At 54.8% G+C, this 12152-nt stretch carries 11 protein-coding genes; 5 read left to right on the top strand and 6 right to left on the bottom strand.

The genetic code is table 11. From position 1 onward, the window contains the following. Positions 1-30: 30 nt before the first annotated feature. The 4 genes from F3J40_RS11200 (at position 31) to F3J40_RS11185 (ending at position 6451) form a co-directional block, all read left to right on the top strand. Positions 31-2250: a heavy metal translocating P-type ATPase gene (locus F3J40_RS11200; protein ID WP_167014620.1), complete on the top strand. Its 2220-nt coding sequence runs from the start codon at positions 31-33 to the stop codon at positions 2248-2250. 409 nt (positions 2251-2659) lie between these two features. Then, on the top strand, positions 2660-3388 hold the full coding sequence (locus F3J40_RS11195; RefSeq protein WP_167014618.1) for a gluconate 2-dehydrogenase subunit 3 family protein: 729 nt from the start codon (positions 2660-2662) through the stop codon (positions 3386-3388). 19 nt (positions 3389-3407) lie between these two features. Further along, entirely contained in the window at positions 3408-5177 is a 1770-nt protein-coding gene (locus F3J40_RS11190) for a GMC family oxidoreductase (protein WP_167014616.1), read from the top strand. Positions 5178-5188: 11 nt separating this feature from the next. After that, entirely contained in the window at positions 5189-6451 is a 1263-nt protein-coding gene (locus tag F3J40_RS11185; protein WP_167014614.1) for a c-type cytochrome, read from the top strand. 71 nt (positions 6452-6522) lie between these two features. Here F3J40_RS11185 and F3J40_RS11180 read toward each other — a convergent pair whose 3' ends face one another. The 6 genes from F3J40_RS11180 to F3J40_RS11155 form a co-directional block, all read right to left on the bottom strand. After that, entirely contained in the window at positions 6523-8922 is a 2400-nt protein-coding gene (locus F3J40_RS11180) for a membrane-bound PQQ-dependent dehydrogenase, glucose/quinate/shikimate family (protein WP_167014612.1), read from the bottom strand. A 307-nt stretch (positions 8923-9229) separates the two neighbouring features. Further along, positions 9230-9979: a bifunctional NADP-dependent 3-hydroxy acid dehydrogenase/3-hydroxypropionate dehydrogenase YdfG gene (gene ydfG / locus F3J40_RS11175; RefSeq protein WP_167014610.1), complete on the bottom strand. Its 750-nt coding sequence runs from the start codon at positions 9977-9979 to the stop codon at positions 9230-9232. A gap of 14 nt (positions 9980-9993) precedes the next feature. Beyond that, positions 9994-10179, bottom strand: a complete 186-nt coding sequence (locus tag F3J40_RS11170) for a tautomerase family protein (RefSeq protein WP_017348204.1) — start codon at positions 10177-10179, stop codon at positions 9994-9996. Between the two features lie 3 nt (positions 10180-10182). Beyond that, positions 10183-10740, bottom strand: coding sequence for a YbhB/YbcL family Raf kinase inhibitor-like protein (locus F3J40_RS11165; protein ID WP_167014608.1), 558 nt, complete (start codon positions 10738-10740; stop codon positions 10183-10185). 18 nt (positions 10741-10758) lie between these two features. After that, the gene (locus tag F3J40_RS11160) at positions 10759-11052 is read right to left on the bottom strand and encodes a putative quinol monooxygenase (protein ID WP_167014606.1); all 294 of its coding nucleotides are present in this window, start codon (positions 11050-11052) and stop codon (positions 10759-10761) included. Positions 11053-11069: 17 nt separating this feature from the next. Next, entirely contained in the window at positions 11070-11651 is a 582-nt protein-coding gene (locus F3J40_RS11155) for a cupin domain-containing protein (protein WP_167014604.1), read from the bottom strand. A gap of 167 nt (positions 11652-11818) precedes the next feature. On the opposite strand from F3J40_RS11155, the gene F3J40_RS11150 reads away from it, so the two are divergent. Continuing rightward, on the top strand, positions 11819-12151 hold the full coding sequence (locus tag F3J40_RS11150; RefSeq protein ID WP_167014602.1) for a helix-turn-helix transcriptional regulator: 333 nt from the start codon (positions 11819-11821) through the stop codon (positions 12149-12151). Position 12152: the final 1 nt, after the last annotated feature.

The raw sequence follows: 12152 nt of genomic DNA, 5'->3' as shown, positions 1-12152 counted from the left end.
CCAGTATAGTTAATCGACTGGACAAAGAAAATGCGTCTGATTCCTGATGAACACCCGCGCCCCTCCGCGATCGTGAAACCCACCGCGCCAGCCTCCGATAGCTGCGCCCAAAGCTGCTGCCATGCAGCTAGCGAAACGTTAACGCGTCTGGCAAGCAGCGAACAGGTGGCGGGCGGTGTGAAAACCGCTATTCGCATCATGCAGATGGATTGCCCGGTTGAAGAGACGCTGCTACGGAAAAAACTCGGCAATATGGCAGAAGTCAGCGCGCTGGAATTTAACCTGATGCAGCGCGTGTTGCTGGTTACGCATCAGCCACAGGCGCTGGAACGCGTGCTGGAGGCGATCCGCTCACTGGGGTTCACACCCGAAACCGGCAGCAACCCGGCACCCGTTAACACTCAAGCCAAACCCTGGTGGCCCCTCGCCCTGGCGGCTGTTGCCGCCGCCGCCGCTGAAATCGCAGACTGGATGACCTTACCGCAAGGCGTGGAAGCGGTGCTGGCGCTGGTAGCGATTGCTGCCTGCGGTCTGACGACCTATAAAAAGGGCTGGATTGCGCTACGTAATCTTAATCTCAACATCAACGCGTTAATGAGTATTGCGGTTACCGGCGCACTGCTGCTTGGCCAGTGGCCCGAAGCAGCGATGGTAATGGTGCTTTTCACTGTTGCCGAACTGATCGAGGCCCGTTCGCTGGATCGCGCCCGCAATGCCATCAGTTCACTGATGCAGCTCACACCTGACACCGCTACCGTGCAACAAGCGGATGGCAGTTGGCAATCCTGTGCCGCCGCTAGCGTACAACTGGACAGCCTGGTGCGAGTGAAACCCGGTGAACGCATTGCCCTGGATGGCGAGATTGTACGCGGACAAACCACGATTGATCAGGCACCGATCACTGGCGAAAGTTTACCCGTGGACAAAAACGTGGGCGACAAAGTTTTTGCTGGCACCATTAACCAGACCGGCAGCGTCGATTATCGCGTGACGGCCAGCGCCAGTAACACTACTCTGGCGCGTATTATTCACGCCGTCGAACAGGCTCAGGGGGCAAAAGCCCCGACTCAACGTTTTGTCGATCGCTTCTCCCGCATCTATACCCCGTGCGTATTCTTGCTGGCACTGGCCGTGGCGATTATCCCCCCATTGTTTGGCCTCAGCGGCTGGCAGCCTTCCCTCTACAAGGCGTTAGTGATGCTGGTCATCGCCTGCCCGTGCGCGTTGGTTATCTCAACGCCGGTCACCCTGGTCAGCGGTCTGACCGCCGCAGCCCGACGCGGTATTTTGATCAAAGGTGGCGTCTATCTGGAACAGGGGCGCAAACTACGCTGGCTGGCGCTGGATAAAACCGGCACGCTGACCCAGGGCAAACCGGTGCAGACGGATATCATAAGCTGCACCGCATTGCCGCAACAGCAGGTGATTGCGATTGCGGGGAGCCTTGCCAGCCAGTCAGACCACCCGGTATCGCAAGCCATCGCCCGCGCCAGTGCTGACACCCAACGCGCCAGCCTGAAAGGCTTTACCGCCCTGCCCGGTCGAGGCATTAGCGGTACGCTAGACGAGCAGACCTATTATTTAGGCAACCTCCGCCTGACGCGGGAAACCAGCGGCTGCGATGCGCAAACCGAAAGCAAAGTCCGCGAGCTGGAGAGCATGGGCAAAACCGTGGTGCTGTTAAATGACGGCACGCAAGTGCTCGCCCTGTTCGCCGTTGCGGATACGGTTAAAACCACCAGCCAGCAGGCTATCCAGCAACTGCATACGCTGGGCGTAAAAACCGTGATGCTGAGTGGCGATAATCCCCACACTGCGCAGGCTATCGCCGCACAGGTCGGTATCGATCAGGCCCTGGGTGACCAGTTGCCTGATGACAAACGTCAGGCGGTGGAAAATTATGCCGGTGAAGGTGTCACCGGCATGGTGGGTGACGGCATCAATGACGCACCGGCCTTAGCCGCGGCCAACATCGGCTTTGCCATGGGCGCAATGGGAACGGATACCGCTCTGGAGACCGCCGATGTGGCACTGATGGATGATGACCTGCGCAAGATCCCGCAGTTCGTGCAGTTATCCAAACGTACTTACGCCATTCTGATGCAGAACATCGCCCTCGCGTTGGGTATCAAAGCCCTGTTCCTCGCCCTGACCTTTGCCGGTATGGGTACGCTGTGGATGGCCGTATTTGCCGATGTCGGTGCCAGTCTGTTGGTGGTGGCTAATGGATTGCGCCTGTTACGCCACTGATCCCTTCTCGCCTGCAACCGAGGTTGCAGGCTATCGCTATCTCGCTGATTTGCCTGCTTTTCCAGCAGTCCGCCTGTTCTCTTCAACGCCCCAGTAAGCAAAGCCGCACTTGATGTAAGGGAATGTGTCTGGGTTAGATGTTATCTCATTGATTTTATTGAATTAAAAACACTCCTGTCATTATTCAAATAGTTTATATAAACCCGCGCTAATGATAATCCCACACAAAAGCGCATACTACGCGCGATTACAACTCAGTAACAGATTATCTACATCACGGTCAGGCGGTTAATTCACCTGAGCGGTGATTTTTGTTTGGTCAAAAGGGGAGATTATCACGTTCAAGATTTATTTAATAATGACACCAGGTTATCGACTTAATAATCAATAAGAACGAGTTAATATAAAAATGACAGAAGAAAAAACCGGCATCGGCCGGCGGCCCTTTATTTTAGGGTCATTGATAGGTATTGCTTCTTTAGGGATGAAATGTGGCGTCAGTTCAGTATTTGCTGCCGTACCCGATGCTAAGGAAGCATTGAGCCATTACCAACCGGAGTTTTTCACTCACGATGAATGGCAGTTTATTATGGCTGCTTGCGATCGCATTATTCCCACCGACCATGAAGGCCCAGGTGCATTAGACACGCACGTGCCGGTTTTCATCGATAAGCAAATGTTAACGCCTTATGGCAAAGGGGATGACTGGTACATGTCCGCCCCCTTCAACAGCAAAGCCAGCAAGCTGTTCGGCTATCAGATGCCGTTTAATTTGCAGGTGCTATACCGCAAAGGCATCGCGCTGACTAACCAGTATTGCCGCATCACCTTTAATCAGGCGTTTTGCGATTTACCGGCTAAAGTCAGGGATGATGTCCTGACCCGATTAGAACAGAACAGTGTGAACTTCGCCGAATATGGAGAAGCCGACCTGAATGCCGGTTATTTCTTCACACGCTTACTGGAAAATACCAAAGAGGGTTACCTGGCCGATCCGCAATATGGCGGAAACTTTAATATGGCTGCCTGGAAAATGATTAATTTCCCAGGGGCACGCGCCAGTTATCCGCAATGGATAAAAATCCATAACGTTAAATACCCTCTGGGTCCAGTTGCATTAAATGGCGACACTGCCTGAGTTCTAACCGGAATTAAAAATGAAAAAAACCAATCAACACGTTGACGTTGTCATTGTGGGCTTAGGCTGGACCGGTGCCATCATGGGTATCGAACTGGCCAAAGCAGGACTCAAAGTTCGTGCACTTGAACGCGGTGAAGATCGCCTGAACGGCGATTACGCTTACCCGAAACCGGCTGATGAGTTGGCCTACACCAAGCGCCACAAAATCATGCAAAGCCCGCATGATGCGGCCTTTACCATTCGCCACAATCAGAGCGAAACGGCACTGCCAATGCGTGAACTGGGCGCGTTTCGCCTCGGCGACGGTGTGGGCGGTTCCGGGCTGCACTGGACAGGGATGATCACCCGTCCTACCCCGGTTGATTTAAAACTCAAAACCTATGCTGACGCCCACTTCAAACCGGGTCAGTTGGATGAAGAGCTGCGTATCGCGGACTTCCCGGTTGACTGGCAAGAACTTGAACCGCATATGGATTTCTTCGACCAGGTATGTGGTTCTTCAGGTGAAACCGGCAATTTACGCGGTGTTATCCAGCCAGGCGGCGATCCCCTGGAGGGACCGCGTTCGAACCCGTTCCCAAATAAGCCGCTGGAAGACAGCCTCAACAGCGCCCTGTTCCGTAAGGCCACGGCGGAAATGGGTTATCACCCTTACTCGATGCCTTCGGCGGCTGTTTCCGTGCCTTATACCAACCCGTATGGTCAACAGCTTGCGCCTTGCAACTACTGCGGCTTCTGCCAGTTCTACGGTTGCGTTAACTATTCTAAAGCGTCCCCACAGACGGCGATCCTTGACCGCCTGAAGTTGATGCCAAACTTCGATTACCTCACCCATGCCAACGTTATCCGCGTGGAAAAACAGCCCGATGGCAAAACAGCCAGCGGTGTGACTTATATCGATGGCGAGGGCAATGAAGTGTTCCAGCCCGCTGACATCGTGATTCTCGCCACCTTTGGTCTGAACAACGTCCGTTTGTTGCTGAACTCCGGTATTGGCGAGCCTTACAACCCGATTACGGAAACCGGTGTCGTGGGACGCAGCTACACCCACCAGTATGGTGGTGGATACACGCTGTTCTTTGATGATATGGCGTTCAATCCTTTTGCCACCGCAGGACCGACCGGCACGGTAATCAGCGATTTCGGTACCGGCAATATCGATACCTCGGCACTGGGCTTTATTGGTGGCGCGAAGATTTACAGCTCCCAGCCTACCGGCACACCGATGGCAGCACCCGTGCGTAAAGGCGCTCCGGCCTGGGGCGCTGGCTGGAAAAAAGCGTTGAAACAGAGCTATGGCCACTCCATGGGCGTCAAGCTGGAAGGCAGTAACATGGCGACACGTGGCAACTACCTCGATCTCGACCCGGTTTATAAAGATCGTTTCGGCATGCCGTTGCTGCGCGTGACCTATGACTACGTGCAGAACGATCTGCGGATGTTGCAGTTTATGAAAGAGAAGATGGAGGCGATCACCAAACACCTCAATCCGAGCCAGTACTCGCACAACATTCTGAAGATGGACAGCCACTTCGCCAGCTCGCCGAACTACGTCAATACCCACAACGCCGGGGGCGCGATCATGGGTAGCGATCCGCGCACTTCGGTACTTAATCGCTACTTACAGTGCTGGGATGTTCATAACGTGTTCGTGCCAGGAGCTAATGCCTTCCCACAGAACTTCTATGCCAACCCGACCGCCGCCGTTGCCGGGCTGACCTACTTTTCGGTAACAGCCATTCGCGAGCAGTACCTGAAAAATCCTGGCCCGATGGTACAGGCATAAGGAGCAAAAGGATGAAGACAACTTTGCGTTATCTGGCCGCGATGACATTGCTGGCACTGGGACAATCGGCCGCACATGCGGACGATGCTGCGCTGATTAAACAAGGTGAATACCTGGCCCGCGCCGGAGACTGCACGGCCTGCCATACCCTTAAAGGCGGTGAAGAATTTGCTGGTGGCCTGGCGATCCACAGCCCAATGGGGATTATCTACTCCACCAACATTACGCCAGACCCTGAGGCGGGGATTGGGCAATACAGCGAACAGGAGTTTGCTGATGCAGTGCGTAAGGGGGTTCGTCGTGACGGCAAGCACCTCTACCCGGCAATGCCATACCCAGACTATCGCGGCATTACCGACAACGATATTCATGCGCTGTATGTTTACTTTATGAAAGGCGTGAAGCCGGTTGCGGCGAAAGCCACAGCAACCGATTTGATGTTCCCATTCAACCAACGTTGGGGCATGGCGTTCTGGAACTTTGCCTTCGCAGAGGATAAAGACTATCACCCGGTCACGCCAGCGGATCTGGATCGTGGCAAATACCTGGTGGAAACACTGGGGCACTGCGGTAGTTGCCACACCCCAAGAGGGATTGGTATGCAGGAGAAGGCACTGAATGACAGCAGCGATACTTACCTGTCTGGGGGAGAACTCAACGGCTGGCCAGTCCCTGCTCTGCGCGGTATGCCCGGTTGGTCGGTGAAAGATATCACTGACTATCTCGCGACCGGACGTAACGACTTTGCCGCCGTAGGCGGTGAGATGACCGGTGTGGTTGAACACAGCATGCAGCACATGTCTGATCCCGACCTGCAAGCGATTGCCGGTTACCTGAAGTCACTCCCTGCCGGGCCACAGGTGAACTACCACCGTCAGGATGCAGACAAAGCGACACAGCAAACGGTGGATACCCTGACGCAGGGCCAGAACCTCAGCGCCGGTCAGTTGTTATATATGAACAACTGTGAAGCCTGTCACTGGACCGACGGTAAAGGTGCCAAAGGGATCTTCCCACGCCTGAACGGCGGTGATGTGGTGCTGGAAGAGAATCCAAACGCGCTGATCAACATCATCCTGCAAGGAGCTGAAACCCCGTCAACGCCGAAAGCGCCGTCGGTGCTGACCATGCCGGGCTTCTCTCATCGTTTGAGCAATAAGCAGGTGGCCGATCTTGCGACCTTCGTGCGCAGCGGCTGGGGCAACAATGCGCCACCGGTGACGGAGAAAGACGTGCGGAAGGTGCGCGAAGCGCAGGAAGCTGAGCAGAAGTAAAATGCGGGCGGCTGTTCTGCCCCACAGGAGAGTAACAGAAGCCGCTGCCCATTTGAGCAGCGGCTTTTTTGTTATGACTTATTCGGTAAAGCGTAAGCGATAACCGAGTCACCCTCTGGCGTCATCATGCCATGGTGGCCCCCGGCCATGATGATAACGAACTGCTGACCGTTCACTTCATAGGTCATTGGGGTCTCCTGGCCGCCCGCTGGCAATTGATCTTTCCACAGCGTTTTACCGCTTTTCACGTCGATAGCGCGCAGATAGTCATCGGTGGTTGCACCGACGAAAGCAACGCCACTGCGCGTGGTTAGCACGCCGCCGTTGTTTGGCAAGCCAATCTGCAGTGGCAGCATCGAATGCAGGCCCCATGGGCCATTACGCTCGGCGGTGCCTAACGGACGATCCCACAGGGTTTTACCACTGGTCAGATCGATAGCTTTGATCATCCCAAACGGCGGCTGCTTACAAATTACACCAAGGTTTGACACCCAACCGGTATTCACATCCTGCCCGTAAGGCAGACCTGCCTGCGGACGGTTGCGGCCCGGTGGTGGGTTTTTATAGCGCGCATCCCCCATCCAGAAGACACCCAACGCATCATCAACGGCACGCGGCACCAGCTTCGAATAGCTCGGCAGATCGTTGTAGTTTTCAATGATCACGCCGTTGTGCACATCCACCGAGATACTGCCCCAGTCGGAACCGCCATTGTTGCCGGGATACTCAATCCAGGGTTTGTCGGCGCTCGGTGGGGTGAAGATGCCCTGATAGTTAGCGGAGCGATACTGAATACGACACGCGAGCTGATCAAACGGCGAGATCCCCCACATCATTTGCTCGGTCAGGTCAGGCTTTTGTGTATGACTGTACAGTGAGCGTTTTTGCGTTGCTGCACGCTCAGCAGGCTCGACACCGCCCTGGGGCGCGGGCTGCTCTTCCACTTTATGCAATGGCTGACCGGTACGGCGGTCCAGCACCCACAGGTCACCCTGCTTGGTGGTTTGAATCAAGGCAGGCACCAGCCCTTTGTCGGTCGGGAAATCCACCAGACTTGGCTGTGCCGGGGTGTCATAATCCCAGACGTCGTTGCGAATAAACTGATAGACCCATCGCGGTTTACCGGTGGTGACGTCCAGCGCAGTCACGGAAGAGCTGTACTTACGTTCTTCCGCGGTACGGGTAGAGCTGTAGTAATCCCCGGCGGAGTTTGCCATTGGCAGATACACCAGGCCTAACTTCTCATCCGCGACGGCGGTCGACCACATGTTTGGCGTACCCGGCGTGTAGGTTTTCCCCTCGGGTGGCGTGGTGGCGATGTCTGGCTGTTCCATGTCCCAGGCAAAACGCAGCTTACCGGTAACGGCATCATAACCGCGCACCACACCCGAAGGCGCTGAACGCAATTGCCCATCCATTACCTGCTGGCCCGTGACCACAACGCCACGTACTACGGTTGGTGCGGCGGTGACCGAGACCATGCCTGCTGGCCACTTGCCCAGCCCCTGCATCAGATCCACAAAGCCGTGATCGCCGAAATCTTCACAAATGGCACCGGTATTCGCATCCACCGCCGCCAGTTTTGCATCCAACGTACCGACGATAATGCGCTGTGCACACTGCTGCCCCGCAGTCGCTGCCGGGTCGGCATAGTAAGCCACACCGCGACAGGCGGAGTTGGGTGGCGAAGACGTTGCAGGCGTTTTCGGATCGAACATCCACTTCTGCTTACCGGTGGCCGCATCGATGGCAAAGATCTTATGGCGAATGGTACAGCCATAGATCGCATCGCCCACTTTAATTGGCGTCAGTTCATTACCGAAGTTGGCGCTATGCGCTTCACCGGTATGATACTCCCAGACGCGTTTCAACTGGCTGACGTTGGCCGGTGTGATTTGCTGCAACGCTGAATAACGCTGGGCACCATAGCCGCCACCATAAGTCGGCCAGTCCTGTGCCGCAGGCGTGGTCTGCTCATCATAATAGTGACCCGCCGGGGTGCTGTTTGCCTCGACCTGCCACGGCTTCTGCGCCAGCGGGACGGCAACCACCAACCCCACCACCGTCAGCACCAGAACGGCGATACCATAGCGACGATAGCCCTTTGCACCATCGCGATGATATTTTGGCATCAGCAAGACGGCAAAAATAAGGTATACCAGCGGTAAATCCAGGCGTGGCACCAGCGCCCAACCATCCAGCCCGGATTCCCATAAAGACCACACCAGAGTGGCAATAAAACTCAGCGTGTAGAGATATAAACCGGACGCACGGCGCAGAAACACCAATATACCGGCAATCGCCCAGACCGCCCCCGCTAATACATACCAGGCACTGCCATGCAGCGTCAGTAATTTATAGCCGGGCACCACTAAAATAATCCCTGTCAGAAATAACAATAGGCCAAATAGCCGTAGCCCGAGACTTCTCAGGCGTGACGACTGCGTGGCAGCAGATGCAGATTCGTTCATGTTAGCGCTCTTTGAATGGAGTGTTCGATTAAACGACATGGCAACGTTGTAACATTGCGAGACGTTTAATAACCTGATATTTATGTGGGAATCAATGCGTTAACATTTCACTCACACTTTTACAATCTAGGTATCCATTCAGATGACGTCAATACGAATAATTTATATAAACTATTTAAATAATTAGACAGCGCTCTTTTATCACGTTATTTGGCTGAAATACGGCTCACCAGAAGAAAATATAGCCCTTTTTTGATAAAAAAAAGCCGCCTCCGATTGAGAGGCGGCTTTAAATAGTGAGAAACCACTATTCAGCTTTTACCACACGCAGTCCGCCATAGCTCTGACACACCGGCATCATTTCCAGCGTATTAATATTGACGTGCGCGGGCAGTTGCGTCACCCACCATACTGCTTCAGTAATATCTTCCGGTGTCAGCGGCTGAGTATTGGCATAGGTCTGCGCCACTTTGTTCTCATCGCCTTTGAAACGCACGCTGGAAAACTCAGTTCCGCTGACCAGCCCCGGCTCCAGGTTTGTCACCCGCACGGCAGTGCCTGCCAGGTCGGTGCGTAAATTGAGGCTGAACTGACGTACAAAGGCTTTACTGGCCCCGTACACGTTGCCGCCCGCATAAGGCCAGCTGCCCGCCGTAGACCCCAGATTCACAACGTGCCCACGATTACGTTCCACCATGCCAGGCAGAATCACCCGCGTCATATGCACCAGCCCGGTCACGTTGACGTCGATCATGGTGTTCCAGTCGTCAATATTGGCCTTCTGTGCCGGTTCCAGACCCAGAGCCAGGCCCGCGTTGTTGATCAACACATCGATCTCACGCCACTCCGCAGGCAGTGTTTCCATTAACTGCGCCACGGCTGCACTGTCGGTTACATCCAGCACGCAGGGATAGAGGTTCTCTCCTGCCAACGCTCGCAGCTCATCCAGCTTCTGCTGACGACGACCTGTCGCGATAACCCGGTGGCCTTCAGCAATAAAACGCAATGCCAGGTGCCAGCCAAACCCGGCGGTTGCACCACTGATCAATACCAACATCTTTTATCCCTGCTTTAAAGCGCGGTGAACGGTACACCACCGCGCGATTTATTTTCTTTTGGGGTTTCCACTAATGAAACCACAATATATTCATCAGCCACTGACAGGCTCTCTTTCACCGCGAGATACAGTTTCTGCATTAACTGCTCTTTTTGCTCACGTGTACGGCCGCTGGCCATGTGTACGACAACTTCTGGCATCGGTTATTTCCTCTTTGCTGGCAGAATAAACTGGCCGACTAAGCCGGCCGATCCAAGATTGTGCCCTTTCAACGCCGCCATCACCGCTTCACGCGTCTCACCGCGTGCCAGTGCATCGGGTGCCAGGTCGGTGGCGATCAGGGTAAAGTTATAGTTATGGATATCTGACACGGCTGGCGGGCAAGGACCGAAGTAGCCCTGAATCTGCTTACCGTTGGTTCCTGCGATATAACCCCGGTTTTGGCTGAGATCTTCACGGTTGAAAGCGTGGCGCTGCGCGTCGATGCCATAGCCAATAAAGTGCGTCATTCCCAGACCATTTACGCCTTGCGGATCTTCAATCAACAGCACATAGCTTTTAGTGCCTGCGGGTTCACCCTGCCAGCTCAGCTGCGGGGAGAGATTACTGCCTGGGCACTGCCCACCGGCTCCCATTGAAACAGGAAGTGGACCGGCGTTATGAAAATCGGTGGAATGCAGTGTGAAGGGGGCAGCCAGTGCCGCCGTGCTGCACAGTGTTACGCCTGCCAGTGCCATCATGGCCTGATGCATCACTTTCATGCTCTCAACTCCTGTTGGTTACAAATCAACACAATGAATGTCTGGCTCGCCCACCAGTAACGGCTGAGTGTCCGCCAGCAACTGCTGGAAATGCGGTTGTTCGAAGTGGAATAAAATCGCGGCTTCGCTGTGCCAGGTTTCATGGATCAGAAACACACCGGCCTCATCCACACTCTGGTAAAGGTCATAATGCACATTTCCCTCTTCCCTCTGGCTGGGCGCTACGCAGCGCTGAATCGCCGCGCGCAGTGCTTCGGCTTTCCCTGGCTGCGCGACAAACTTGGCCACTACACGTTTCTGTTTTTGCGTCATTCGCTTGAAATCCTTGATCAAGTGGTAAGGAATTGGGTGCCAAAGGCCTGCATCATTTTGCGACTGGCGGCAGAGAGTGTGGTGGCACTCTGGCGGCACTGTGCGCTGGTAGAGAGCGCGCTGCGACACACATCCCAGCTCTGTTTTTCTGGATACCAGGCCTGGGTCTGAAACCGCGGGTCGGCACTCAGCAACTGTTGGCCCGTCCCGGCGGGGAGGAACAGCAGGTCCCCCTGACGGAGCTGCACCTGTTTTCCCTTATCGCCACCGGTTTGCATCACGCCCGTTCCGGCGGTGACCACGTGCAGCACATGCGCCTGACTGTGGAAATAGGGTTTAGCAAAGGGTTGTCCCTGCCACTGCATACGCCAGCCGCTGCGTTGCAGTTTGGCGTTTAACGGGTCATATGCCAGCGCGTGGCGAAAGTGGACGATGGGCAAGCCCGGATGGTTAGGCACCCAATCTGCTGGCTGGGCATACCATTGTTCTACCAGCTCAAACGGGGATGGCCCTGTGGCATTGGCTCCCCAACAGCGCCAGACGGGTAAAGTCAGCGCGGTCAGGGTTGAGATCTGTAAAAAATGACGTCGGGTTAGCATTACTTTGCCTCCTTGACCCATGAATGCCCAGCACCTGCAAACAGGTATTGCGTAGCACGCCACATACCTAGATAATCAATACCTAGATAAACTAAGTATGAAACATCATGAAGTCAAGATGCTATAGTACGAAGGTTTGTAACTTAGTGGATGAGTGAGCCAGAAACATGAGAAGCAGTGCCGACGACAATCTTAAGAGCCACATCGAAATGGTCATTCTGGCTGCGCTGGAACGCGGCCCGCGTCATGGCTATGCGCTGATTGAGTTGATCCATCAGCTCACTAACGGTGTGCTGGCCTTTCAGGAAGGTACGGTTTATCCGTTACTGCACCGTATGGAACAGCGGGGTCTGATTGCCGCTGAGTGGGAAATCGCACCGTCAAAGCGCAAACGCCGCGTCTACCAGTTGACGCGTGAAGGGACCACTGAGCTCCTGAAACAGCGCCAGGCATGGGACAATTATAGCGGTGCCATCGGAGCACTGTTGCAGAGGCCTTGAG

This window comes from Candidatus Pantoea multigeneris, from assembly GCF_011752615.1.
In the GTDB taxonomy this organism is placed as follows: domain Bacteria; phylum Pseudomonadota; class Gammaproteobacteria; order Enterobacterales; family Enterobacteriaceae; genus Pantoea; species Pantoea multigeneris.
The sequence above is the reverse complement of the archived record's forward strand: the minus strand, read 5'-3'. Positions and strand labels throughout refer to the sequence as shown.

Bases quoted from the DNA above. Each gene is read 5' to 3' on its own strand.
- F3J40_RS11180 (WP_167014612.1), bottom strand. From the start codon at position 8,922: ATGAACGAATCTGCATCTGCTGCCACGCAGTCGTCACGCCTGAGAAGT.
- F3J40_RS11200 (WP_167014620.1), top strand. From the start codon at position 31: ATGCGTCTGATTCCTGATGAACACCCGCGCCCCTCCGCGATCGTGAAA.
- F3J40_RS11195 (WP_167014618.1), top strand. From the start codon at position 2,660: ATGACAGAAGAAAAAACCGGCATCGGCCGGCGGCCCTTTATTTTAGGG.
- F3J40_RS11165 (WP_167014608.1), bottom strand. From the start codon at position 10,740: ATGAAAGTGATGCATCAGGCCATGATGGCACTGGCAGGCGTAACACTG.
- F3J40_RS11155 (WP_167014604.1), bottom strand. From the start codon at position 11,651: ATGCTAACCCGACGTCATTTTTTACAGATCTCAACCCTGACCGCGCTG.
- F3J40_RS11170 (WP_017348204.1), bottom strand. From the start codon at position 10,179: ATGCCAGAAGTTGTCGTACACATGGCCAGCGGCCGTACACGTGAGCAA.
- F3J40_RS11185 (WP_167014614.1), top strand. From the start codon at position 5,189: ATGAAGACAACTTTGCGTTATCTGGCCGCGATGACATTGCTGGCACTG.
- F3J40_RS11160 (WP_167014606.1), bottom strand. From the start codon at position 11,052: ATGACGCAAAAACAGAAACGTGTAGTGGCCAAGTTTGTCGCGCAGCCA.
- ydfG (WP_167014610.1), bottom strand. From the start codon at position 9,979: ATGTTGGTATTGATCAGTGGTGCAACCGCCGGGTTTGGCTGGCACCTG.
- F3J40_RS11150 (WP_167014602.1), top strand. From the start codon at position 11,819: ATGAGAAGCAGTGCCGACGACAATCTTAAGAGCCACATCGAAATGGTC.
- F3J40_RS11190 (WP_167014616.1), top strand. From the start codon at position 3,408: ATGAAAAAAACCAATCAACACGTTGACGTTGTCATTGTGGGCTTAGGC.